Source organism: Bradyrhizobium aeschynomenes (assembly GCF_013178945.1).
In the GTDB taxonomy this organism is placed as follows: domain Bacteria; phylum Pseudomonadota; class Alphaproteobacteria; order Rhizobiales; family Xanthobacteraceae; genus Bradyrhizobium; species Bradyrhizobium aeschynomenes.
Map to the genome: position 1 here is coordinate 396,266 of NZ_JABFDM010000006.1, position 26,766 is coordinate 423,031.

Consider the following 26,766-nt stretch of genomic DNA (forward strand, 5'->3'; position numbering starts at 1 on the left):
AACAGAGAGCTATCGACGATGCCCTATCCCGATGACGAACCTCTGCAACTAGTCCCCCATTCCGGGGTGCAATTCATTACGCGCTATCTGAATCTCGCAGACGCCACGAGGTTTCGCCGCTCGTTCATCGAACGTTCGGAGCCAGCAGCGGAGGCGGATCGCAGGCATGTCTATTTGCTGCCGGATTGGCATCCAGAGGATCCGTCGAAGCAGGGCGATACGCTTGAGCAACTTCCGAACGACGACGCCTATGCGATCAGGCCCGAAAACGCGCTCGAGCCCTACCTCGGCAAATGGGTCCCCCTGCCCTATCTGCGGATCAGGGACGGACGTACGCCCGGCGGCGGCGAAGCCTATGACGCTGGGCCAACCAACTGGGTCAGGGTTCGCATCATTCCGGAAATCTCGACAGCGCAGGATCGCAACTATACCCATCGCGTGATCTTCGCGGTCGATACCGAGATCCGACGACCCGATCCACAGGATGGACCTGCATACGGCCCATATACCGTGCCTCTCGCCAAGGATGTCGAGGGTCAGCGCATGTTCCGGCTGGTGTCGGACATGGCCAGAATGGGCTGGTTCGTTCAAGGAAATCGTAACGCCGCGCTGGCGCAGAAGCTCGACGACCCCCAACTGTGGGTCGACAAGTGGCTCGAGGAGCTTTTCCTCGAGTTCAAGCGGGCCAGCACCGAAGCCAATCCGAATCGCCGGAATCCACGTCTGCAACATGTTCATGAGCATGCCGCGCGATGGTACACCTTCGTCGACCTGCTCGCCGAATTCGCAAACCCGCCACGACTGTCGTTCATCGACACGATTTCTGATCGCGTCAACGAGAGCGACCCTTCGACCCGAATGGTCGATGTGGATTTCGTGCTTGACGTCGGCAACAGCCGGTCTTGCGGTATCGTCGTCGAACGCTTTCCGAACCAAAAGAAGGTCGACCTCAACAATTGCCGACCCGTGCGCATCCGTGACCTGTCACGGCCCGAACGGATCTACACTGAGCCGTTCGAGAGTCATGTCGAACTGTCGGCAGCAAATTTCGGCAGCGAAGGCATTTCGCGCATGTCCGGACGCAGTACCGCGTTCCTGTGGCCAAGCATCGTGCGAGTCGGCCCGGAGGCCGCGCGCGTTCGCGCCGAAGGCGCCACCGGCCGCGAGACCGGCGGCATGTCGAGTCCCAAGCGCTACTTGTGGGACATGGACGCCGTACAGCAGGAGTGGCGTTTCCCGGCGCACAGCTACTTCGAGGGCGGCGTTGGTCCGCTGGTTGAGCGGCGACTCAGGCGGTGGGTAAACCAGAACGGCGACGTGCTGTCGAAGGTTCGCAAGGACCCCAAGATATTCAAGTCGCTCTACGGCCGAAAGAACATCGACGATATCGAGAAGACCGGGCCTCGCTTGTCATTTTCGCGATCGTCCTTTTACACCTTCATGCTACTGGAAGTGATCTGGCAAGCATGGGTGATGATCAATGACCCGGAGGTGCGTGCCAAACGCGGCGAAAAGAACCTGCCGCGCCGCCTGCGACGGATCATCCTGACCCTACCGACTGCGACACCGGTACGCGAACAGCGCATCATGCGCGCACGCGCCGAAAGTGCTCTGTCGCTGCTATGGGATATGATGGACTGGAGCAAGTCGCCGCCGGTCGGCATCACCCCGCCGCAAGTCGAAGTGCGCTGGGATGAGGCGACATGCGTACAACTCGTTTGGCTGTACGGCGAGATCGCTCGGAAATTTGCCGGCAATGTCGACCCTTTCATCAAGCTGATCGGTCGCCCCCGTCCCACGGCTGCAATTCCCAGCGGCCCGCCGGTGCCTTCGTTACGGGTGGCAAGCATCGACATCGGGGGCGGCACCACCGACCTGATGATCATCACTTATACGGCGGTCGGCGATCGGGGCCTGCAACCGCGGCAGGATTTTCGCGAGGGCGTTCGCATTGCCGGCGACGATATCCTAAAACTGGTCGCCGAACGTATCGTCCTCCCCGCCATCCAGCATGACCTCGTCAATTGCGGCCTCGACCTGACCCGGGCCCGTACGGTCGTAAAGGGCTGCTTTGATGAATTCATGTCCGCCGAGGAACGGCACAGCCGATGGAAACTAACGCTTGAAGCGGTCGTTCCGGCTGCGCTTGGTCTGATCCATGAGCATGAGAAGGCGGCTCCCGGCATGTATAATCGCATCGAAACGCGCTCCTTCGGCGAGCTCGTTCGAGACGAGAGCGTTGCGGCAAACCTCGCCGAAGTATCTCGTTACATTGAAGAACGTGCCGCAAGTGCGGGCGCGATCGATTTCTCATTGGCCAAGACACAGATCCCGATCGACCACACCGCGATACGGGATGCCGTCCGCGACTCGCTCAACGACGTTTTCGAGGTTCTCGGCGAGGCTCTCGACCATTTCGACGTCGACTTGCTCATTCTCTCGGGTCGTCCGGCGCGCATGCCCGCCGTCACGGAAATGCTCGCCGATCAATTTTCGGTCAGTCCGAACAAGATCGTTGCACTGCATAATTACAGGCCCGGCACTTGGTTTCCGTTCGGGGCCACCGAAAGCGGGCGGATATCGGACCCGAAGACGGCCGTTGTGGTGGGAGCGCTGCTGTGCACCTACGCACAGGACAGCCTGGAGGACTTCTTCCACAAGTCCGACGAGATACAAATGCGCTCGACTGCGCGCTACCTCGGCTTCCTGTCGCAGGAAGGTAAGATGAGTAGGGAAAACGTGCTGTTCGAGCCCCCGCCTCCCATGGAGGCGGACAAGGAATGCGAGCATTACGGTCCACGGGCGATTGGATCGCGACAGTTGCCGTACGAGCGTTGGGTCACCGCTCCCTTGTATCTGCTTTCGGTCGATACGCGAGGTGGACAAGCTCAATTGCCGGCGACGATTACGCTGACACGACGGCTCGATGACGTCGATCCCGACGACAGTTTTGCTAAAAAGCTGGAGAGCGAAGCCAGCAAAGAGCAGATTGCCGTCACTCAGGCCGAGGACAAGCTGGCACGCAACATCATCAGCAGAGTCACCCTCGGCTTCCGGACGATCGATACCGAAACGCATTGGCTCGACACTGGAATACTAAAACCTCCATGAGACGTTAATGGCGCATTTCACAGAGCAACAGGACCTGGTCCCAAGGGTTCAATCCGTCGCCGATGGCATCGACGAGGCCATCGGCTGGGCGACCGATGCCGAGAACGCCAAGCTGATCGGCGAGCGTGGCGAACTCGTCCAACGCGAGCTTCGTCGATCGCGACTGCAGGCACGCAAGCTTCTCGAGGCAACCGCGGAGCCGATGGCCGTTGCGGTATTCGGCCCGAGTCAGGTCGGAAAATCGCACCTCATTTCCGTTCTTGCCCGTACGGGCGATACGCTGCAGGTGGATTTCGGCGGACGGACGCTCAACTACATCAAGAAGATAAACCCAGATAGTGGTAAGGAGGCAACCGGCCTCGTGTCGCGTTTTACGGTTCGCGACGTTCCGTCGCTGCAAGAGTTTCCGGTATCGATTCGCCTGCTCTCACCTGCCGATCTCGTCAAAATTCTCGCGAACTCCTACATATACGAAGGTAATCCAGCTCGCTATGAAAGCTGGCCGAGCGTCGAGGACCTACGCGCGCATATCGATCAGTTCCGAGCACACGCCAACAGCGCTGAAGCCGCCAGCGGCATTTCGCAGGACGACGTTTGGGATATTGGCGAATATCTCGAACTGAATTTGATGGAATCGCAGCTCACAAAGAACTTGTCTAACCTGTGGCCGGAGGCGGCGCCTATCGCTGGTCGGCTGTCTGTCCCACAGGCCGCACGCTTCTGGTCGATCCTATGGGGCAGGCACCAAGCGCTGACCGAGCTGTTCGAAAAACTAATCGGCGCACTGAGCCACCTGAAATTTTCCTCCCACGCGTTCTGCCCGCTTGACGCGATCGATGCCACAAAGCGGGAGCCTTTGAGTATCCTCGATGCGGAAAGCCTACGGTACCTCGGCGACAGCAACGCTCCCCGGATCGCAATCGCTCGCCCGGACGGCAAGACGATCGAGCTGGACCGGTCCGTCATCGCAGCCCTCACCGCCGAGATTCGCTTCAAGCTGTCCGACAAGCCGTGGGACTTTTTCGATCATACCGATCTGCTCGATTTTCCAGGCTATCGCGGGCGGGGACTTGAACCTCCGGTCGAAAACGATGAGTCCGATGGACTTCAACATACAGGCCTTGCTCATCACCTTTCCCGCAACCGTGCCAAAACCATCCAAGAAATGCTTCTGCGAGGGAAAGTCGAGTATTTGTTTCAGCGCTACATGGCTGAACAGGCCGTCAGCGCGATGCTGCTGTGCGCCAAGCCGAGCAATATGGACGTGAAGAAGCTACCCGAAGTCATCTCGAATTGGATATCGACGACCCATGGTGCCCGGCCGCAGGATCGCCTTGGAAAGCCGACCTTGCTGTTCTTTATCTTCACAATGTTCGACATTCATTTCGGAAGAAAGGAGAGCGACAGCAGCCTTGGCCTTGACCGGAAGTTCGACGGACGAATCAAGGCCTCTCTGATCGAGCCTTTCGGTCGTTCGCCGGAGTCCTGGGTCCAACGATGGGCAGGAGATGCTCCCTTCACCAACAGCTTCCTGATGCGAAACCCGAGCGTGAGAGAGGCGAGCGGATCCATTTTCGTCTTTGAAGGCGACCGCGAGAAGGCAATCCGGCCGGAGCAGGAGAGCTTCATTCGGGATCTTCGCTCCGCCTTCGCTTCCGTGGAACTTGTTCGCCATCATTTTGTCAACCCCGAACGAGCATTCGACGAGTTGATGGGTCTAAACGACGGCGGAGCGACCTACATCGCCAAGCATCTCGCAGCGGTCTGCAGGCCCGACATCAAGCCACGTCAAATCGAAGATCGCCTCGAGCGGCTGCGCCAACGCACGATCAGCACGCTCGGACAGTTTTACACCTCGACAGATGCGGCTAAGCGCGTGGAAGCTCGCGAGCAGATGGCGCACAAGACGCGGGACGCACTGGACGAATCGATAGACAATCATCGGTTCGGCATGCTGCTGCAAGGATTGATGCTGGATGGAGCCGACTTGGCCGATCGGCTTTCGGAATTCCTGATTCGGCGGCCGAGCGACAACGACGTCGGGGCCAGCGCTGCCGGCGCTACAATCAGCAATACCAACGCTCGCAGTGGAATTCCGAGGCCCGGCGGCGGTATTCCACGCCCCGGTGGACCGATAACAACTGCACCCCCATCTCGGCCCGAATCGAATCCGAGCCTCTCCTTGGAATCCCGATCCAGCCCGGAATATCTCGCACGAATCGCGATGCGCGCATGGTTCAAGCATCTTGATGCGGTAGCCAGCGACGAATTATTCGCTGCCGACGTGCTGGTGCCTACCGCAACGATCAGAGAAATCGTCGGCGAGATCATCAAGACTGCAGTCAACCGGCGCCTGTCGCAGGAAATCCTGCGCGATATCGAAGCACTCAAATTCGTAGAGCGACTGGAGGAGCGGTTGGCAAAGGCGAGCGTCATCATCGAACACCGGCTCAATCAGTTCGTAGCCAGTTTTGGCTTCGATCGAATGCCGGAGACGCAGCGCCCGTTGGTGGATTGGATCACCGCGAAGACCCCGATCTTTCAGGAACGGCGCGTCACCCACACGATCGATGACATCAGGGAAGAGCCGCGACAATATCGTGCCCAATTCATTGCCGACTGGACGCACGCGCTCCACGCCCTGTTCATCGAAAACGCCCGCAATGCGGCAGGCCTCGACCCCGCCAACGCCAAGCAGAACGACCGGCTCGGTGCCATCCTGAAGCTCATCGGATACTTCGGATAGTTGCTGCCATGCCCCTGCGAATCTATCCCAACCACGAGCGCGGCCCGGGATATGCCTGGATCGAGATCGAGGCTGCTCTGCCGACCGGCGTCGTCTTTACGATTTCCGCCCCCAACCGGGTGAACAAGAACTATCTTGGAGCGATCGGTTGGCAGGCCGCTCCATATGAGTGGAAGCCGATCGAACTGAGCGGTACCATACTCGGCTCGCGAATGCTGGTCGGCCCGTCCGTGGTCGATCACATCTGGGAGGACGAACTCCTCGAGCTGCGTATTCCGCTCGCTGGCTATTCCGGCCAGACAACATGGCCGGATGACGTATCGCCTTCCGGCGTCGCGCGTCCGATTAATCCAGTTTCCGACGATCCGCTGCATCTTCCGGTGGTAACAGTCGATGATCCCTCGCCCAAGCCACCTCTGCCGGCGACCGGAGAATTTCCAGAGGCCAACAAGGTTGTTGAGCTCGACCAGGGTCAAGCTTCACCTAGTCCAGGTCCGGAGGTCACTTCCCATTTGTCCCCGTTCAAACGGCTTGGCATCGTTCTCTGGGCCATCGCAGGACTGGCCATCGGGTACGGCATAGGTTACGCGTACATGTCGCCAAGCTCACTGAGCGCACCTGCGGCCTTCGTCGACAATATCGCGAGCGACGTAGCCGAGGCGCAACGACTGCTCCCCGGCACCGCGGAAAAAGCGGAACAAATCTATCAAGTCGGCCTACGGTTGCGCACCAGCCGGGCGCCGGGGCGCGAACTCGGGCTGCAGGCGCTGCATCGGGCGGCGGAGTTGAACTTCGTGCCGGCGCTGCTTTGGTTCGGCAAAACGGCAGATCCCATACGAGACGCGTGGCAGGGAGTGCGCTTGAGCCCCGACGTCGCTCTGGCACTGGATTCATACGGCAGGGCAGAGCGGGCCAACAGCGCCGAAGCCCGTCAACTGAAGGCCGCGCTCTGCAGACACATACAAGCCGATGCAACGCTGTCTGCATCGAACCGCGGAGCGGCAAGTAATGGCTGCACCTGACAGAGCCTTACACGGTGCAACGACCGTTTCCAGGATCGTTGCGGCGGCTTTCTGGAGCATGCTGGTTGGACTCCTCCTCGCCTCGGGGTGGCTGCTTCTGACCGCCTGCGGCATGAGCTTCTGGGGTGTTCAGGAGGCGTTTTGTCCGAGGCGCTCGGCGATGCGCCCGGATTCAGCCGCAAGTGAACTCGACGGACTGTTCCGCCGCGTTCAGGAACTCGAGCGACAGGTAGGAGAGCGGCCGCAATGTCGAGCCGAAGGAGCCCGCCTCCCTGATCTTCGCCAGCCTCTCGCGCCATCGCCGATGCCTCGGAAGAGCGACGCATCCCCCTCCCTTCGCGGCGGGGAGGCGGCATTCCAGCAGGCCTGCATCGGACCACGCGCCGAGCAGTCCGCTGCGGTGATCGTTCTCGACGGCTCACGCAGCATGCTCTTACCTTATGACATCGACCCGGCGCGTGACAAGGACCTGCACGACCGTCAACAGCGGGGTGACGCCACCATCAACGAGGAATACAATCAGGCGATATCCGGCGCGGACGGACGCCGCATCGATATCGCCAGGGCTGCAATCCTGGAAACGATCGCCGCTTCGCGAGGGTCTGCGCATGTCGTGACTTTCGACGGCTGTAATTCGATCCAGAGCGGCTCCGGCGCAGATGGCGTCAACTTGATCCGTACGTTGGCGCCGAAGGCGGGCACGCCGATCGCAGACTCTCTGCGGCGCGCGGCGCAGCTCGTTCCTCCAGGAACCGACGGCCGTTCCAATGGAAACATCACTCTCGTCACTGATGGAGCGGAGAGTTGTCACGGCGATCCGTGCGCAGCCGCAAGGGAGATCAAGAAGGAGCGCCCCGGTATCGTCATCAATGTAGTCGACATTGCAGGTTGGACCGACATTGCTTGTGTCGCCAGAGAGACCGGAGGCTTCGTGAGGCGAGGCGGTCGCAGCATCAACCTCGTTCCGCTGCTCAAAGATGCCCTCAGTCAGCAATCCAAGAGTGATTGCGAGGGCGCGATTGAACGTCCACGCCAATAAGCTCAAACACCGAAGAGTCCACAATCCGGTCAGGGAATGCCGAGCGGCTGATCCATGTCCTGGCCTGGACCGCGAGACACCGAAAAGCTACCGGCCCGTAATTCGATCGCGCCTGCGGCGCCATTTGCACCAACGCTCCCCGTCGCCCCCCGCGATCCGGCGCGGCCAGCGGGACCGGCCTGCGCCGATCCGCAGGGCGGGAGTGTGCTGCCCGGATGTCCGCCACCTCCGCCATAGCCGTAGAAGCCGCCGATGCCGCCGCTCCCTCCCGCGCCCCCCTGAGCGGATACTTTCAATCGGCCGAGCGAACCGATGTCTTCGCTCAGGTTGATCTTGACTTGGCCTCCATTCCCTCCACGGCCCCCTGAACCGCCCACTCCGCCGTTGCCGCCATTGCCGCCTGGCAGGCCGTTCTCAGGAGGTTTCGTACAATTGCCGGGGCTGCCGATTTCGGCGCTGGCTCCGTTCGCTCCGTTGCTGCCCTGCCCACCAAGACCACCGACACCCCCGGCAGCGCCGGCTTGCCCGGCGTTTTCGATCGTCAGCAATCCCGCGATCGACTTTGCCTCTATCGTAATCGACCCTGCATCGTGACCAGATGAACCAGCCTTTCCCGCGCCGCCATCATTGCCCTGCTGACCCGGTTGCGAGGCCTTTGTCCCCGTCATGCCGCCCTGCGCACGCGGCAAGCGGTCTGCAAACGCGACGATGAGAGTGCCGCCCGGCCACGTCTCAATGCTTCCCGTCTCTCGAATCTGCAAATCGTATCCATTGGTAACAATCTGCTTCGGCAATCTCAGGCGGCCGGCCGGCCCGCGATCGCTTCCTCCCAACGTCCGCGGGCCATCGAGTGTGATGACCTCGGGCCCGCGGTCAGTCACTGAGCCAAATGCGATGCGCGCCTCCGCCTCGGCGCTTTTTTCGCAGGACAATTGCGGCAAACCGAGCTTGCCGAGATAGTGACAGCGAGACGCATTGGTGACGTGCACCCTTATGCGCCGCTCTCCGGGACTCGCACCGAATACCGTCAATGTCCTGGCCTGCTCACTCGTCGGATCGACGTTTGCAGGTAAGAGCAAATGGCCGTCCGAATCCATCCATTCGAAACGCAGCAGCGCATTAGATTGCAGCGGAACACTGGATGGCGAGGCGTCGAGCACGACAATGTCGCCGACGAAAGCCTCAATGTTCGGCTGGCGCAGCGCGACTACCGGCTCGCCATTGTTCGCCAGATAGGTCAACCCCACAGGCACGGAGGCTGCCGCCATCAGGCCGAAGAGTACTCCCCCCAGCAAGGCCGCAGATTGCGGACGCCATACCGCAGTGAACGCCGAGGCGAAGGGGATCGCGCTCCCCGGGGCTTTTGCCGCAGGTGGATGATCGTGACTGGATTTTCCAATGAGATCTGTGACATCCATGGATGAAGGGACCGCAGGGAAGAGAGGGACCGCTAGTTCAGCTCCTGAGCAATGCTCTCATGCTGCCGCCACCACAACCAGACCGACAGCCACACGACCACCGTGACTACAAACAACGTAAATACGATCGAAATACCGGCCACGACGGTCACCTCTGTCACTGACGGCAGAGGAAGCCCGATGTTCTGGAACAGAACGTAGCACCCAAAGCTCAAGGCTGCACCGACAACTGCGAGTATCGCCGATGCGAAGATGGAAACAGCTCCAAGCCGCCAGAAAATCTGTCGTACCAAGCTTCGCCAAGTGAGCCCATAGGCACGGAGTACCGCATTCGGCCGAGCGTTCTTCTCCAAGAAGACCTGAATTGAGGTCCGCAGGAAGAAGACGATCGAGACAAGCACGATACCTCCCACGATGAATATCAACTGGCCGATTGCCGAAAACCGGTTGCTTGCCGCTATCATCTTGTCAATATCTTCGCGAGAGAATGCGAACTTCTTCCTTTCGAGGAATTCCTTCAAGATCCCCGCGCGCTCGGGGTCGGTATAGAACACCGCCTGCTCGTAACTTTCGCTCGGTCCCAGCAGGGGCGAGCCGTGCGGAACCAGCATTGCGAACGGCTCTCCGCGCGGTTGCGGCAGATCGCTCACGATCCCGCCAATACGCACACGCCGCTCGTCATCACCATCGACCATGCAAAGCGGCAGTGTCGTGACGTTGCTTGGCAAGTCACGATGGGCGTTCGTCAACTGCTCGCGCAACCCCTCCGTGATGAAGATTTCGTCTCCGGTCAGCGGAAGCGTCACAAGCTTGCGCATGCTCTGTCCCTGGGGAATGAGATCTCCAAGTCGACGCGGGATTCCCTGGCCGCTCACTGCAACCTTGCTCTCCAGCATGGCGGGTTCAGCCAAACTTGCGATCAGAGCCTTAGGCGCCGAAATTGGGCTGGCATCGCACGTTCCGTTCCGCTCGAACCGCAATGAAACATACTGAATGTTCCGACCAAAAACGAGATCCCGAGCGCGCCCGCAAGGGTTTGTCGAGGCGGCGGCCGGCTCCCTGAATAAAACTGGAAATGCGCTCCGCCACCAGGGCTCGTCGAGCTGAGGACTTCGCCACGTTGCTTCTTGGTTGAAATTCGTAATCAAATCCGGCGTCAGCTCGACAGCGGATGCGCTGTCGCCGATCTTCATGTTGGGAGCGGACGATACGACATGGCAGGCTGTGGGATCTGACATGGCCTGCTTCCTGTAGAAGGACATGGTATTCAAGCCGATCAGAATGAAGCTCGTCATCAGGACTGCGAGCAAAATGGCGTAGGCTTCGGCACGATCTGAAAAGCGTCCGTAGAGCCGTATCAGACTCAAGAGCCCCGTCAGCATTGGTGGCGGCCGGCTTTCGATGCTCGACATCCATCGCCCGAAAGCTCCAAGCTGAAAAAGGCTGCTGGTCGCCTGCCGCAACGAAAACGTCAGGGAGCCGCCGACCTTGGCCTGGGTATAGCGCACTTCGTCTTTTGTCTTGGTCGCCTTCGAAACACGCAGGCCTTGCTTCACACCCGAGACGACAATGCCGTCGTAAACTTTCTCCTCGACCTCCCGCCATTGCTCAAGACCAGGATTGGGGAATGGCCCCTCGAGCTCGATCTCCTGGCCTGGCCGTTTACGTACCACCAGGAAGTCGCTGGCGAACTCTGCAGCGAGTTGAAGGTCGTGCGTCGCCCAAAACAGCGTGCGCAGAGGATCGGCCTCCTGATAATCAGCCAAGACCCGCATGATCGCGGCCGCAGTCCGTTTATCGAGGCTGCTGGTCGGCTCGTCGGCAAAGATGACCTGCGGCTGATGGAATAGTGCACGCAGGATAGCGACTCGCTGCTTCTGTCCACCAGATAGTCGCCATGCCTCCCGACCCGCGGCTCCGGCGGGCAAGCCCATCGCATCCAAGCTACTGACGACGTCTTCGTCGGAGTGTTGAATGCCGTTGAGAAGTCCGGGAAGCGCGGCATTGATACCGGCTGAGGCGTCAGTAATCAAATGCCCTTCCTGAAAGACAAATCCCAGCCGATGGCGGGGAAATGCCTTTTTTCGGTCGGCCATATCGGCGGTCGTTCCGTCGGAAAAGGAATAGGTGATCGAAGCCGGGCGGCTCCTACCGGAAAACGGCGCGTCGAGGCCCGCAATCAGGTTCAGAAACGTCGATTTTCCGGACCCAGAGATGCCTAGTAGCGCGATGCGGCGGCCGGCCAGCAGATCCACGTCCGGAAACTTCATGTCGAGCGGTTCGCCTCCGACAATGGAAGGGGGATAGATCCGCCTCAGATTCTTCGCCCGAATCAACGCAACTTGATCCCTCATGGAAGATATTCCAATGGCACGAAGAACCACTCCGATCGCGCGTCGGACGAGATCCAGCGCCAGTCGAATGCTTTGGGCGAAACTGTCGGTCTCACCTGTGCCTGATTGTTGCTGAAGATGATGTCCTGTCCGGGATTTTCGACGGCTTGATTGTTGCCGACCATCGAAAGCAGGAAGGCGCTGCGGCAGACACCCGACAGCACGCGATTCTGGAATTGGGCCGCAGTTTCCGTTGTGGTCATCGCTGTCGCCGTTCGGTCTCCCCGCCACCTCCGCAAGAACTCTTCCGGCGTTCCTTCAAGCATGGTCGATATTCGTTCCGCGGGCACACTGAAGATGCGCGCATAGAACTCCTTCATCGTCTCGTTGGGTCGCCGATCTGAGAAGGTCACGGACTTGATGAGCTTTTCAATCGATTCTTCCACATAGCCGATCCGGTCGCTATATCTCAGATTCTCGCACAAGGCGGTCGCTCGCGACCGGATGTCGTTGAACTCGGGCCGCCGCACACCCAGCCAATAACGCAGATCGGGATCACGCCCACCGCTTTGGTACACGAACCCATTGCGTACTAACTGGATACGTCGGCCAAGCTCTGCCAACTTTTCCGGCGAGAACCCCATCTGCGTCAGAAAGTCACGTGCGAGCAGCGCCGGCGGAGCGCCACCTGACTGGAGCTTCGACATGTCGCCCGAAAGCGCCCCGGCCACCGCGTCGCGGACTGCGGCAGTGGCATCGATGTTCTGCAGGATCTGATCGCCGATTTTCTGTGCCAACGCATCGACTTCCGCCTGGACATTCATGTTGCTCGCCGCGGGAATGGTCTTGAAGACGCGCTCCCCCAATGCACTACTGATTGCATCGGCATCCTCGCGAAACTTCTTGAAATAATCGTCCTGCGTTGCGGCACGGCCCCCGCCACCGAGCACCTGAAGGGCAACGAATCGGGTCTTGCTTCCCGCAGCGCCGCTGGCCAGCGTACCTTGATTGACAGCCAAATTCCGAAAGCGATCGTCGATGTTCTTGATTGCCGCTGTCACGTGGTTAGCGGATCGCTCCTCTGTGACGTCGAAGCCGCCGTTGGTTCGGTGCGTGCCTAGCTTACGGTTGCCATGGTCTCCAATCCATATCACCAACCGCTGCGATCCTTCAGACGTCCAGTTTGCCGTGGCGATAGCCCGCTCCAAGGCGGCGAAAGGCGCTTCCGGCTTGTCCTTATGGATGTCCTCAAAGCTGCCGGCAGACTGCAGCCGGTCGAGGCCCGTCAAGTCGTTCGCTTGGCTGAACGGTATCGCATAGAAATCCAGGCCACCATTGACCTTCTCGTTGTAGTCACCATACAAAGCGATCGAATATCTCAGCTGCAGATCGCCTTTCGCCGCAACCTGATTGACCCGGGCACGAATGGCAGCCACGACGGCTTTGAAGTAGGGACCCATGCTTTCAGTCGCATCGACGACAAACAGCACGTCAATGTTACTGGCCCTTTTGACCGTCAGACCCAAACGGGCAACTTCCTGCTTGACCTGAGGTTCAGGTATACAACCCTGGTTACCTTCGATGCAGGCTTGTCCGCTGAAGACGACCTCGTAGACGTAGGATGGGGGGTCGGCGCCGGGCCGCGGCGGGATCGTGGCACCATACGGCGTTCCCCTGATGACGGGAAAGCGAATGACGTTGACATCCTTCGGTTCCTGGAATGCGCCTTCGGGCTGAAACGCCAGAGGGTCAAGTACTGCACCGCGGTCAGCGAAAGGTGTACCGATCCGTGCTGAGGGCTCGGTCTTGTGGATCTTGATGCCCTGTTTGCCTCGTCCGTAATAGACCGCGAGGGCCGACGGCCATATCTCGACGTCCTTGCCCAGCACCCATCCATTCGTGCGCGTCACGACGCTCCCTCTGACCTGACTGGCCGATCCGACACGCAGGAAACAGCCTTCCTCATTGAAGATCCGGCAGCGGTTGCCGTTGGCCCGGCGCACTTCGAACACGGAGAGGACTTCAAAATAGCCGAGGCTGCCGCGGCGTTCTGCTTCTGACGGCTCGGGTCCGTCAAATGGCGCCTGGAATAGCGGCGCGCGCTGCCCGTAGCCGGTGTTGCGATCGAGCCTGTTCTTGACGATGATACGTGCTCTCAGTTCGTTCGGAAGCTTTCGGCGATCCAGTTCCGCGTTAAAGCCGGGGACCTGGATCAACAAGAGCGGCTCGGAGCTCTGTTGGATTTCCCTGGCGTTCAACCAGCCGCAAATGCGATCGCGCGAGCGCCGGACGAGCGCCGGGCCGTCCTGTCCGAGGACGGTCCCGAGCAGAACCTCGACATCGTCGTCATACCCCAGCGGGGTGGTTTGCACCTTCGGATCTGCCAGCGCAGGAGAGCGGTAGAGAGGAATGTTCGCGCGCGCTGGACTGCCGATGCGCTTCTGCAAGTCGACGGCCGAACCGCTTGCTAGCGCAGGATTGAGCCGTTCGAGCGTGGCCTGGTCTGGACACGCCCCGGCTTCATTGACCGGCGGTCGCTCTTGCGCTTGCGCAGACGGCAACAGACGTGTGGTCAGAACCAATGCTGAAAACAAACCGACAAGTAGATGTGTTCTTACGATCATGACCACTTTGCGAGCCCGCTCCCCGTTTCAATTGCTCTGCTGAGCCACCCACGTCCCTACCTTCGCGAATGCGGCTTCAAGCACCGTCGCCGGATCGCGATCCAGCAGATCGGGAAACGGAACGAACAGAACCGTCGACTGATTGACGCCTCCGCACGAATAAGCCTTGGTTCTCGTTGCGAGGATTTCCTCTCGTGTGCCGGGCCCGAGATCGTTCTGAATGCGCAGCGACGACACATGGGCAAAGATGATACCGAAGACGATCGGCTTCCCCGACATCCGCGCGACACCTTCTGTCATCTCCTTCCATTCGGGGCATGATCGTGAGGTCGGGCTGCCAGCACCGACATAGATCGCGACCGACGAGCGCTCGTCGGACAGGTCGAACAGCTTGGAGTAGCGCTGGATCATTCTTCCGACGGCCTCGAATGTCGGAGCAGATGCCGTGCTGGCCGTATCGATAAACGCCGAATATCGCCGATCACCCTCCCGATCCAGCCTGACCGATTGAGAGGCGGGCTTGGGGTTGCGGAACTGCCCGGTGATCACTGCGGATTCGGGAAATCCGTACGTCAGGGGCTCCACCGAACTCATCGCTGCCAGATCATAGCCCACAGCCATGTTCATGGCGCTGCTACTGGGAAAATATTGGTCGCGCGCCTTGTCCAAAAACGTCGTGAGATGACGAAAGATCTGGTCCTTCGTGTCCTCGACGAGATTTGCGCTGCCTGCCGTAACCCCAATATCCTGAGGCGCGTACAGACCGAGCAGCCACCGCCCGCGCATTCTTATCGGCACTTTTTTCGTTAGGACCCCGATCTCACCTAAGCTTGGTACGATTTCAGGAACAAGGCTCCAGCCCTCCGTCGGATTGAAAGGAACAAGGTCGCTACGCGACGGAGCGCAATTGGCGGCACCACTAAACGGACGTACAACGAACTGAAGTCCTGACTCTACGTTGAGCTTTGCACTTTGCAGGACTGAAGACCGGAGGACGCGCTTGCCGCCAAGAGTCGTCGAAAGGAGAGGAATGCCTTCCTGCATTCCACCAGGAGATACGAGAAGAAATTCGCACTCGTTATTCGACGTATCTGGCCGGTCAAGATAAATCCTTGCAAACGGCTCGATCTGAATGACCCAGCTATCAAATCTGTAGGCATCTTCGATCTTTGCAATCTTCTCATTTACCTGGTCACGAGCATTTATCCGCTGCCTGTCGACAAGTGAGCTAGCCGTCTCCGCCGTCGTCCGCACCTGAGCGGACACAAACCGCACTCCCGCAAGAGGCGGCTCAAACACCAACTCTCCAGCCGAGCCGGTTATGTCGCCCGACCAGGCGACGACCCCGTCTTTCGATTTCGTTAATTCTGGCCTATCGCTCTTGCTTGCCAGCTTTGTATCGCCCAAGATGACAAACGCCTTGCTCTTGCGAACGAGCTCTAACAACCGTTGCGCCGATCGTTGCGGATCCTGCCCCCCTGAAGCATCTGGCCTGATCACGAAATGGGCCATGATAGCGGATTGCACTGCCACGCTTTGAGCCGCGACAGGCGATTGGCTCGATGCTACGGAGGGGTTCGTAGCGACCAACTCTCCATCAATGGGAGCATCAACATCGTCAGCCTGCTCGAGAGCATACCTACTATCTGACCGTTTGACCAGCTTCATGCCTCTTTTTTGCGGCATGCTCGGCGTAATGATGCTTGGCGCTTGGTCATTCTTCTGACTCGGAAGAATATTGACACGAAGTATCGCGGCGTCCGGCAGATAAAGACGATAGAGCCGCGACCGACCAACCACGGACAATTCTGGCAGGTACTTATCGTCAACGCCCAGGCGTTGAAAGAGTTTAGACCATCCTCCTGCGCTTGCTATAATTGCACCGCTCGCAAATTGAAGCCGCTCGCTTAGGCCAATCGCGCTCGCATCGAGATACCACGTTCGCAGTGTCACCTTTGATGTACACACCCCCGAGCCACAATCGATGGGCTTACCCGCAATTCTAATTAAGTCCCTGGCCTCCGGCGTTATCGATAACCTACTCGCGCGTGTCGCATCTCCTGATCGACCAACAATCTCTATGCCTAAAATATCCGTCGCGTTTACGGCGCCATCCACCGCGCTGATCAACAAGCGCTTTAGCTTTGGCTCATCGTAATCGGCGGGTACTCCATCGATCGAAATCTCGATATCTACTTGGCTTGGACGCGCGCCTGTCAGAGCTCCGCTTCTCACCGCCGCTGCGCTGCGTCTCTGTCCTAACTCTTGAACGCTGCTGCTCGATGGGGCTGATATAGTTGAGCCCCCAGCTGACTGACTGGTTGAGCCCGGAACGGCGTCAGAAACGCCGGGCGGCCGCGACTCACGAAGTCGGGGACTCATCTCCTGCGATCGAGCCGTTTGCTGAAGTATGCCAGATGGTGGCAATTGCCCGCCCGTTAACTCAAGTAGCGAGGAGTTTCCGCTGCACCGCGAAGTACAAACAACCAGTGCCACGGGCGGAATGTTCCTCCTACGAATTGTTTCGGTATCTATTGAGAGCTTGATCCAAAAGGATTCCGCAGGATTACCATCGACTTCCACTGCATATTGATTTAATGAAATCGCACCTGAATAACTGCCGACCGTCGGAATCAGCTCCAGCTGAGGGGTTTGCGGGGAGGTGCTGCCGAGGACGAGAACAGGAATCACTGAATCCCGCTTTTCAGATTGATCATTGCTACATTTCATATCGATTCGTGTCGCGAGCGGATCATTCCACCAGCAGCTCCTGAGGATCATTGCGTTCAGCGGAACTCCTCCCAGTCCTTTGGCGACCTGAAAGTACTCCAACGTCCGCGATAGCCTAGCGCTGAGGGGCTTGAACTGATTGCCTGACTTCAACACGCGCGGCGCTTCCTCCGCGGAAAGCTTTGCTGTCCTTAGATCGGCCAGGGTGGTGTTAGAGGACGTTTGTGCGAACGCGAGGTGCGCTGGTAAGAGAGACGTTCCCAGCATAATGAGGGCTGCCATCATAAGAATAGGCGATTTAATAAGAAGGGGACGCTTCGATTTCGCTGCCATCAATTTCGCCTATATGCTCTAGCTTCGCCGAACCTTGAGAACGATCGTGCCGCCGTAGCCATCGACCTTGTTCGGATCGAGATGAACCGTGCCCTCGACGTCGCGCTCGCAACGGCTCAGCCCTCGCTCTTGCTCGACCCACACAGCGGCCGTGTTGCTCATTGGACGGATCTGATCGAGCAAGGCCGCACAATCTGCTTCCGGCGCCAGTCGCACACGCCCATTGACCGCATCGGCGCCCGCGAGCCAGCGGCTGAGACCGGACGGCTCTCCTCCAATCACGATCGAGACCCCGTCGCCGCTCCCCGGTGGAGACACGAGAACGTAGTCGCTCCCCATCGCCTTGAAGCAAGCGTCCATATCGAGCGTTTCGAGTTGCACTTGCGATTGAAGTCCACCACGGAGCGCCTCTTCGAGCGCCCCTCGGCGCTGGGCAGATACAATAATCGTATCGCGTTCACCGGGCGCACCGGACGTACGCAGTCTCACCCCGCAGGCCTGCTGAGTCAGCACATCGAGATCGACCGAGGGTGTCGGCAATGGAGGTTGAGACGGAGCTGGCGTCGACGCTGCATTCGCGGACGTCGACGGGGTCGGCTGCGGCGCGATTGGCGGAAACTGCTGTACCTGGTTGGGGGCAGGCCCAGATGGTGGCCTGACCGGGGGAGGAACTCCCGAATTCAACCTCTCCTTTGTCCGGCTCCTGTCGACCTCTGCCTGATCACACTGAGCCTTGATCTCCGGATCCGTCTCGCTTGAGCAGTCCGCACGCGCGATTGCGCATCCAGTGACAAGGCAAGCGACGGCCGCGAACAATCGAGTAATCTTCAGTGAATTCAGACACATCGCGGCAGGCCCCGCCGATCGCCTAGAAATATATCATGCAGTTAATACTCAACCAGAATACAAATGCAGCGATAATGATTGCAAGCCCCTTAGGACGGCCCGCGCCGGAAGTAACAACGCACCGTCTGCGCCCTGAGCACATGATCCCGAAAATCTATCGCCGGCCCCCATTTAAGCTGTCGTCAGACTTGTCCGGCTCGGTGACGCCGGACAGCGTCGGATTTGGTAGTTGCGGGGGCGGCGAAGAAGCCTCGGATGACGAAATGACCGGCGACGACGACGGCGATGGTGCCGCCTTTGCCGATAGAACATCCGCGTCGATGGCGAAGAAGCGCAGAGTACCGCGTCCGTTTTGATCCCAATTGGCGGCCCAGACGAAGCCCATCCCACCCACGACGCGATAGACCGGCAATCCCTGATGCGCGGAACGGCGGAAGTTACCCAGAAAATCGACCATCGAACCCAGGCGAACACTCAATCCGAGGGCCAGCTGCGCCGCGTCGTCCGCGCTCACTAGCTCGAGCTTCACCGTCCCCCAAGTCGCAATCATTCCCTGCAGCGGGCTCGCCTTTTGGGGCATGGGGATGAGGGTCGGCTGAGCGCCGTACTTCCTTGCGATCCTGGCAATATCCTCACTGGCTTCATTGGCAGCAAACCAGGCCGGCTCGAGGAAACGATTAACATATGACAACGTCCCGTCGCCGGAATGAAGCAGAGAGTAGGTGGAAACGAAGGATCCCCGCTGTATCTTTTCGGGTACCCGCCTTTGGCAGCGCGTGAGCTCGGTAAATTGCTGGCTCGGGCCGCATTGGTACTCCTTGTAAACAGCGCTCTCCTGGCTGATCTTTTCGCCGAGCACCAGATTGTCGACAGAATAGCCGGTCGTGACCACTTTCTCTCGGACCCGAGCCGGTCCCGGCTCTCGCAGATCCGGCGCCGGCAGTGGACCGGGCAATACCGGCTGCTGCTGAACATTTGCCCTTCGACAACCCGAGCGAATGTCACCGAGCCGAACATCGCCAGGCCCGATGTTTTGCTGAATGAGTGCCCCCAATGAGGAGCCGCGATCTCGAAGATTGCGGTCGATACAGGACACCTCATCAAGCGGCAGCTTTTTCCATTCAGCCTGAATGGCTTGGCCAATTGCCGCCTGCACCATCCCTCCGAAAATATTGATGATGTCGTTCGCGCTCTGCGCTTTAGCAATGTGACAGCTGCAGATCCCGCCAAATAGCGCACTGATGGCGGCTGCCCTCCGGATTTGCATCGCCCGCCTCTCCCCGGGTAATACTGCCTACACGCAACGGACCTGGGTCGGACTATATCAGACTGTCTTGCTTTGACTACGTCTGGAGCCCCACACGATCGCCTATCACTGATAGCTTCTCTTCTCTCCGGTCGCTCTGATCCGCTGCGCCACTTTAGCGCGGGATGCCGGCTCCTGACCATGCTCGCCGCTGGAATAGAGAGCGCCAAGCCGGCATGAAGTACCAGCTCCGATCTGGCAAGACGGACACGACGACGAGTAAACTGACCGATGCAGTCTCAAAGCCGAGACGTTGACCTGTCAAGAGTTCAAAATGGCCTATTCCAAGCCTTCGGACTTCATCTTCCGAATGGCCTGGACTTCCTCCGGTTTGAGATGAGTTCTCTTGAAGCCGATCCAACTTGGAATATTCACGGCGGTCCACTCCCACACCGCCTCGTCGTAAGAGTCAATCTCTCCAAGATGACTGTCGTCGAAATACTTATTGAAATACAGGCGGGCGCGATGACGAAAGAGCGACTGATAGTCCCGGAAGTTATAGAGAACCCAACGTATTTCGTTCGAGTATTCATCAAGCCAATAGATGGAATCGGTGTAAGCGGCGAATATGATCTCACTGTCTTCATTGAAGACGAGAGATCCTAGCAAGGCACGATCTGTCTCGTTGAAGAATTCCTTCATTCCAGGATGAATACCATGTCCTGTCTGCTGGTCCTAGCGCCGTACTCCGAAACCTGCTCTTCAACACGAATTTGTTTGACTTTTCTTCCAATGTCTTCGGCAACAGCCGTCCCAAACCTGCCGAGCTTCGTCTCTTGTGGCGGCTTGCCTGCTGCCAGATCATTGAGTGTCTCCTGTTCGATGATGTTTCGCAGACGGATGGACTTGTCGGGCAGCGTTCCCGACTTCCGCAGCGCTTCTGAAGCGAACACCGATCCTGCACCTTTCTTGAGTTCTCGCGCGACGATCTCCTCGATCTCGACCGCCTCGTTTCGCTTTCGGAAAAACATGTAGGTTCTGGGATCATCCGCAATGGCCGCGAGATCTGGTTCGTCCGGACTGCGCCCTTTTCTCAGTTGCAACCGCTCAGAAACCTCTACCCGCAATCTATCTCGTTCTACTTTCCATTCCTCGGCGGTCACCCGTGTTGTGTCCCGGGCAGACCGCGCCGAATTTGAGCTCGGCTCGTCCCCGATTGCATCACCAGGCAAAGGACGTCGGCGTTCAACTTCACTGCCGGGAGTCATCCTTTCAGGAGCCTGCCGCCTTCCGCCAGGCTCTCCGCCAGGCCTCTGTTCGTCATACCTGGCTGCGGGCCGTGGCGGCCTGGCATCGGCGACTCGAAACGACTCTACCGAGGCTTGGCTATTGGCATCCAGAGCGGTTAGCAGCAAGAGCGTGCGAGCCAAATGGCTCAGTACAGCTGACTTTCGCATGAGCGCCCCTCCTCAATCCGCCCAGTTCATCCGCAATTCTGACTGCACGAGCTTGCAGGCCCTGCCGGACCCCATGCATCGCTCCAAGGGAATAACGAGTGTTTCCCTTTTTCGGCGTTGTCTCTCACCTTCGAAGAACGCCGGCGCAAGTCTTTCGACATGGCCGCGCACCTCCTCCTCAAGTTGGGTGAGGTCCGCCGAGCCAGACGTGCTTTCGGGCGTCAAGAGTGCGAAATCCACCAGATCGTGCCGCTGCAGATCCAGATCCAAGATGATCAAGCCAAACGGGTCATCCGGTATCGCCACTCGTCGGAACGTGCAGTCATACGAATTCTGACAGAACGAGAATTGTTTATCTGCTTCACGTCTGATGAGACATTGGGGTTCGCTTTGGAAGCGAACGATGCAAATCGCCAAATCCGGAGGCGCGTTGGTATTTGGTAGCGGGATGAAGACCGACCCGCGGCCGCCACTAAGGCCAGGCAGTCCGTCCCACGGTTCGCCATTCACTTTGGTCTGATCGGCCACCACCGTGATGTTGACGATTTGTCGGTCGGCCGCCAAGCACAAGGCCGATTGAACGCAGGTCAATATCCCGAAGAGTAAGAGCCATTTCGACATATAATTCATTTTCCACACTTCAAAGGGAACGGTGCCGTAAGCTTTTCTCGAAGCTTTACTCTTTCCCACTCAATTCGACTCTGACGAACACAAACTGCTTATCATCGGCTTGGGAAGACGTTTCGAGTCGGCGCCACCGACGGATGCAACAGATGGCATGTCAAAAGGTGACCAAGAGGGCTCGGTCGATCGACATCGGGCATTACCGATACTCGGATCGAATGGTTGCTATCGACGGATAAACGCGGTCGAATGCACGCGAAAAGTACTGCCGGTGGGCCGAAAAAGTTACGAGAATGGCAATGCGGCCGTCGACCGTAGCGAAGTACTCCGTGAAAAAATTGGGAACCTCGGATTCAAATTGTCTGCTGCGAACCCATATCCGGTCTCCGATCGTTTCCCGCTTGACGAATTCGACCGTCGACGAACGCCCCGTCGGTAGACCGTTGCTGTCCATCAACGGACGCGACGTCGACAGATGATCTTCGTAGAGATCGAACCGATCGATGTCTCCACGTTCCTTCGCAGTCAGAATGATGATTGCGGTTCGCTGTTTTACTTCCGTCTCATCCGAACAAACCCACTCTGTCTCTTCGAGCGCACAGGTCCAACCCGACGGTAATTCGAAGGAGATGTACGAATTGCGGAATGTCTCCGAATGAGCATCCGAAACGCAGGCCAGCAGCAGCTGGCAGACGATAAATATGGACGAAGCTGCTCTCATGCGTCCTCCTGTGACGCGATAAGGGCGTTATCTCCCATCACTTGCGCTATTCTCGTCCATAAGTTTCGTTCTGACGATTCCTCGTCGGCACGAACCCAGCGGTAGAGATCTCTCGTCTGAAGCACGGCGATCCCGTTCCTGATGAGCGGCCTTTCCCATTCCTCGACTTGCGACCAGTCGCGCTCGGCCGGATCGAGCTCGGGCTGTGGGTTTATGATGACGAGCTTCCCTTCGGTCACCTGGGACGCACGCGAGGTGACTCCCACCCGTGTGATTGTCGACGTTGCCCGCGGTCCAGCCACGCAAATGACGGCTACGGCTCCAAGATCGGGCACATCGAACACGGATACCGTTCCGCCGGCGGTCGGCTTTTCGGAGGCCCCCTTCTTCAGGAACAAGTCCCTGACAGCATTCTCCAGCGTCTCGGCATCCTTGGCGACGAGAAGACGGCTCGCTAACCGGGAGTTTTCGATCACCGTGCGCGCCACCCTCATTTGGGCCTCGGTCCCGTCGCGAATCTCAGCCAACCGATCAAACTCGCGCAGCGCCTTCACGCTTTCGGGGAGATCGTATCTGATCAACCAATCCGGCGCGTCGCACGTCAACAACGAGCGCCAGCGCAAGTGCTGCAAAAATCGGTCGCTCAACCGATGATCATTCGAGTCCAGCGCGCGCGAAAGCAGATACTCCTTCAGTTCATTAGCAGCCTCCGGTGGAAGCTTACGCGCGAGATAGTCGAAGACGCCAGCAAATCGGTCATCGCCCGCCATAGCAAACCGCTTTGCCGGTTCCGGCCCTAGCAAGGCGAAATGCAGATAAAAGTCGGCAACCTTGTCGTGCCGGAACCTGTACTCCACCACCTCCTTGCCTGACGCCACCTCCACATTGGTGCGTTTGACCTGCTTACGCTGCTCCAGGATCGCGACATATTCCGCGAAAGAAGTCCAGTCGATTTCCGCTTTCCCTTGCTCGCGCGCCGCAAGCGCTGCATTCGAAAAACCAACGATTGGAAAGCGCCTTTTCAATTTGTCCTGGCAATCCTCGTCGACCAGTCGAAACTGCTGCTCTTGGAGGCGGAATGGGTCGGGATCTATGTCTAGCGATAGCAAAGTGGCAGCCGTTTCAAGATCCATCGGGTTTGCAAGCGTGGCCAGAAAACTGGTGACAAGAGCGCCCTGTGCAGGCTCAGCTCCCGCGACAGGCTCCATCACTTCATCAGCCAGTTCCTGAAGAAAAGCTTCGACGCGCTCTCGATAGAATTTTCCGCGAAGCGGCGCGGACGCATCTAGAGCAGGCTCCCGGCCGAGCAAAAACTCTTCCATTTGCGCTTTGGTCAGGGGAAGAAGGTAGTAGGTTGCAAGCTTCGATGGCAGAGAAACTCCGACCTCCTGCGATGTCACAAAGATGTTCGCGGTCGGAAAGTCGACGACGAAGCGCACGATGCGTTCCTGAAGCTCCCGATCGACCTCATTGAGACCATCGATGTAAATGTCAAGCAATCCAGAGCGAATCAGAGAGACGATCAGGTCCGTGTCCCGGCCTAGGCCCGGGAATCGAGCGCAAATCGCTGATACAATATCACTGCCGCACTGCGCTGCACGCAAATAGACAAAGGGACTTCGCTGTTGCGGGTTGGTCGCCAGCACGTGGCGCAGATAGCTGGTCTTGCCGCGACCGGAGGGACCGAACAGACAAGTCGGTCCCTTCCAGCTGGCAAGACCGCTCGTGATCGGTCGAGCGGCCGCGTCCAAACCACCGGACAGCGCCTCCCGTTCAGCCTCCCTGAGGCCGCGCGCCAGCTCGGCCCGATCTAGCCTCACAACGAGCGATTTCGCGTAGTAAGGCGCCTCCTTTGCGCCAAAGAAAATCTGTCCGATGTCCCCCGACATTGCGTCAACGAAGGGCGCGAACAGAGTTCTTCTTAGCGGCCCGATCCAGACGAGCAGAATATCGACGTAACCAAAGCCAAGTATCTTCCTGGTAAGAGGGTTGTAGAAGACGTGGGTTTGGACGCGTACTGAGGTTCGGTAGGCTAGGAGTAGTACCGACCAAAATGCCAAGTGGAGGAGCGCGGCGGCTGGAATAGCCAGAGCCAGCAAGTAAGCCGACCGAAGCAGCCATTCCTTGCGGAAGGGCCATACCTGATCGGGATAGTCGCGAGATAGCTCTGAATCCCAGTGTTTTAGCGAATTTACGTCTGTCAAGCTCCAGCCCATTCGCGGCACGAGAGCGCCCGCACGGGCGATAATCCGCCTACGACTTAGATCACCGAGCGAGCGCTGCTTAGATGCCGACCAGAGCCCCGAGAGCGTCTGCAATTGCGTTGCGGGATCCTCCTCGGTCGCAAGTTTGCCGTCCCGCAAGGAAAGCAGCCAAAGCATCTGCCCGGCTTCGGTCAGGCCGGCAGATGTGGATCCCGCGAGCCAAGCGACACAGGCCGGCGACCACTCCTCAGACTGATAGCTCTCGTTCGTGGCAGCTTCCAGCATTTGGAACGCAAGGCCATTGTCCATAAACGGTCCCAAGGTCGCCGCATCCGCGCAGATAGCAATGGTGCTGCCACGTCTGGAAGGAACGGCCTGGGCTAGCCATGCTGAAAGGTAGCGCGGTTCGATCGCGAGCGTTTCGGGACGTCGGCCGAGGGCCCGGACGATGGGGCCACGCAATCCTTCCACCGAGAGCCTTTCGAGCAGCCAGTTTAGCCGCTGCGGGCCGTAGAGACCGGATTTGTCTGGCGCGTTGTGTGCGGCTCGGGTAAACGCACGGATCGCCCTCACCACACGCTCATCCGGCGCACCCGCCGGATCCGGCAAGCGTCGCGCCATCGAGTCGAAGATCTCCGTGAGACCGGCGACATTTCCCGTCGCCATGAGCGCGTCGAATGCCGCTCGCGCGACGTCGACATCGGATTCCGCGGTCGACAATACGCCGAGTTGCGCGACATCCTGGCTCGCCCAGCCGTCAGCCCGCGAGGTCAGGCGTAAAACGGTCAGGACGATCTTTCGATTGCGAACGAGATAGTCCGTCAAGCTTTCGCTTGTTCCGGGCGTGAGGACCCGCCGAAGCTCGGTCAGCACGACGTGATCGGACGGCAGGGACTGAACGATGGCGGCGACAAGGGGGTGCACGTCAGCACGCGCTGCGAAGCCTGCAAGTTGCTTCGGGTCCGAGGCAAACGCGTTCCGCGTAAAGAAAGCTGATTGCAGGAGGTTCTTCACGATTGTGATCCCAGCAGCGTTCTCGTTCGTGGCGCGGACGTAGGACTCAACCTCGTTTGTCAGCGAAGCCGCGTAGGTCTTGGCCGCTTCCCCGCCAAGCCGAGAAGTCACGGAATCGAGCAGCGGCGCGATCCGCTCAACGCTGCAGGCTGAACCACGGGCGGCTCCTGCGATCGTCGAGAGCAGCCTTGTCAGGACAGTGGCGACGTCGGCAGGCGCGTAGCTAGGTGAAAGGAGCTCAATTGCCGGTACGACGGTCTCGCATCGCCCAGTTGCCAGCATCTCTTGCAAGGGTATTTCGGCGATCCGCTGCCGAACAATGGCAAGAGCGACGGGAACGGTCGCAACAGCATCAATGACTGCAAACCCGCGATCGCCGAGCCAGAAGACCCTGTCGGCCGAGTGCTGGTCAATAAACCTGGTGACTACATGGGGGTGGATTTGGATCAGTATGCGAAGTACATCGGCCCAGGCGGCGATTTCAAGCGAAGTTTCCGACAGCTTGGTCAAGATCGGCTCGAGGCTTGCGAGCCTGCCCGGATCGAGACTGGACAATCTACCGAGCACGGCTCTCACCGAGCTTGGATCAGCGCTCATAAGGAGCTCGGACAGCTCCTGATCCGAGATATCCTGATCGCGGGACAACAAATAGCGAAGGGCCAGATTGCGCGCCTTCGGATTGCTGGACGATCGCAGCCTATCAACGTCGTGTTCCAGTCCGGCGAGAATTTGGGGATATGATGCCACGCGTGTGACCAGCTCGGCGCTGGCCACATTGGAGGTGTCGGTCGCCCTGGTAATAAGGGCGTGCTGAGCAGCCGGCGGCGCCACCCGCATGCGACGCAGAACCTCGTCAACGGGCTTGCCGCTGACAGTGCCCGCGGAGTCGAAAACGAGTGTCTGAGCCAGGATATCCGCGAGAGCCGGCAGCTGCTGTGTAAGGCGCAGATACGCGTCACGATTCCCGGGGAACGAGGTACGAATGCGGGCCTGTAATACCTCGTTGACATCGCGCCTGGCAATCACGGTAGCGACAATGTTGGGCCAGAAGGTATCTCGGGGATCCAAGATTTCTCCTTGCTTGGCAGCCAGAGCCGTAAGCACTTCGGGCGCAAGATCGACGGGTGCCGTCAAGAGACTTACTAATCCTGCGGCGAAGCGATCCTCCGCCTGATGCGGTATCTCAGCCCCGAATGCCGGAGCGATCACCGATGGCAAGAACGCGCACGCAAACGCGATCGCTAGCCTACGAAGGAAGGACCTCTTAAACACGGGCGAGCTCTCGCTCGCCAGCAAGA

15 protein-coding genes are annotated in these 26,766 nt (G+C 58.9%); 4 read left to right on the forward strand and 11 right to left on the reverse strand.

Translation table 11 applies throughout. The annotated features are described in order from the left end of the window. Nucleotides 1–18: 18 nt before the first annotated feature. Genes HL666_RS19960 through HL666_RS19975 form a run of 4 tightly spaced genes read left to right on the forward strand, consistent with a single transcriptional unit; the run spans nucleotide 19 to nucleotide 7,918 of the window. Complete coding sequence (locus tag HL666_RS19960) at nucleotides 19–3,111, forward strand: virulence factor SrfB (protein ID WP_172183133.1); 3,093 nt, start codon at nucleotides 19–21, stop codon at nucleotides 3,109–3,111. Between the two features lie 7 nt (nucleotides 3,112–3,118). Next, a complete protein-coding gene (locus tag HL666_RS19965; RefSeq protein WP_172183135.1) occupies nucleotides 3,119–5,857 on the forward strand; it encodes a virulence factor SrfC family protein in 2,739 nt (912 codons plus the stop codon). 8 nt (nucleotides 5,858–5,865) lie between these two features. Beyond that, nucleotides 5,866–6,879, forward strand: coding sequence for a hypothetical protein (locus HL666_RS19970; protein ID WP_172183137.1), 1,014 nt, complete (start codon nucleotides 5,866–5,868; stop codon nucleotides 6,877–6,879). Next, entirely contained in the window at nucleotides 6,866–7,918 is a 1,053-nt protein-coding gene (locus tag HL666_RS19975) for a vWA domain-containing protein (RefSeq protein WP_172183139.1), read from the forward strand. The genes HL666_RS19970 and HL666_RS19975 overlap by 14 nt, the downstream gene beginning before the upstream one ends. A 29-nt stretch (nucleotides 7,919–7,947) precedes the next feature. Here HL666_RS19975 and HL666_RS34440 read toward each other — a convergent pair whose 3' ends face one another. The 11 genes from HL666_RS34440 to HL666_RS20030 all read right to left on the reverse strand — a co-directional run bounded on the left by HL666_RS34440 (nucleotide 7,948) and on the right by HL666_RS20030 (nucleotide 26,602). Beyond that, a complete protein-coding gene (locus HL666_RS34440) occupies nucleotides 7,948–9,336 on the reverse strand; it encodes a hypothetical protein (RefSeq protein ID WP_172183141.1) in 1,389 nt (462 codons plus the stop codon). Nucleotides 9,337–9,368: 32 nt separating this feature from the next. After that, entirely contained in the window at nucleotides 9,369–11,690 is a 2,322-nt protein-coding gene (locus HL666_RS19985; RefSeq protein WP_172183152.1) for an ABC transporter ATP-binding protein/permease, read from the reverse strand. Continuing rightward, nucleotides 11,687–14,299, reverse strand: a complete 2,613-nt coding sequence (locus HL666_RS19990; protein ID WP_172183154.1) for a vWA domain-containing protein — start codon at nucleotides 14,297–14,299, stop codon at nucleotides 11,687–11,689. The genes HL666_RS19985 and HL666_RS19990 overlap by 4 nt, the downstream gene beginning before the upstream one ends. A 21-nt stretch (nucleotides 14,300–14,320) precedes the next feature. Next, the gene (locus HL666_RS19995; RefSeq protein ID WP_172183156.1) at nucleotides 14,321–17,359 is read right to left on the reverse strand and encodes a hypothetical protein; all 3,039 of its coding nucleotides are present in this window, start codon (nucleotides 17,357–17,359) and stop codon (nucleotides 14,321–14,323) included. 15 nt (nucleotides 17,360–17,374) lie between these two features. Continuing rightward, a complete protein-coding gene (locus HL666_RS20000; protein ID WP_172183158.1) occupies nucleotides 17,375–17,896 on the reverse strand; it encodes a hypothetical protein in 522 nt (173 codons plus the stop codon). 460 nt (nucleotides 17,897–18,356) lie between these two features. After that, a complete protein-coding gene (locus tag HL666_RS20005) occupies nucleotides 18,357–19,469 on the reverse strand; it encodes a hypothetical protein (RefSeq protein ID WP_172183160.1) in 1,113 nt (370 codons plus the stop codon). Between the two features lie 318 nt (nucleotides 19,470–19,787). Next, on the reverse strand, nucleotides 19,788–20,150 hold the full coding sequence (locus tag HL666_RS20010; protein WP_172183162.1) for a hypothetical protein: 363 nt from the start codon (nucleotides 20,148–20,150) through the stop codon (nucleotides 19,788–19,790). After that, the gene (locus HL666_RS20015; RefSeq protein WP_172183164.1) at nucleotides 20,147–20,611 is read right to left on the reverse strand and encodes a hypothetical protein; all 465 of its coding nucleotides are present in this window, start codon (nucleotides 20,609–20,611) and stop codon (nucleotides 20,147–20,149) included. Before HL666_RS20015 ends, HL666_RS20010 begins: the two co-directional genes overlap by 4 nt. A gap of 306 nt (nucleotides 20,612–20,917) precedes the next feature. Continuing rightward, nucleotides 20,918–21,595, reverse strand: coding sequence for a hypothetical protein (locus tag HL666_RS20020; protein ID WP_172183167.1), 678 nt, complete (start codon nucleotides 21,593–21,595; stop codon nucleotides 20,918–20,920). 133 nt (nucleotides 21,596–21,728) lie between these two features. Continuing rightward, the gene (locus HL666_RS20025) at nucleotides 21,729–22,250 is read right to left on the reverse strand and encodes a hypothetical protein (RefSeq protein ID WP_172183169.1); all 522 of its coding nucleotides are present in this window, start codon (nucleotides 22,248–22,250) and stop codon (nucleotides 21,729–21,731) included. After that, nucleotides 22,247–26,602 carry an NACHT domain-containing protein gene (locus HL666_RS20030; RefSeq protein ID WP_172183171.1) on the reverse strand — a complete coding sequence of 1,452 codons (4,356 nt, stop codon included), beginning with the start codon at nucleotides 26,600–26,602 and terminating at the stop codon, nucleotides 22,247–22,249. The genes HL666_RS20025 and HL666_RS20030 overlap by 4 nt, the downstream gene beginning before the upstream one ends. Between the last annotated feature and the right edge of the window lie 164 nt (nucleotides 26,603–26,766).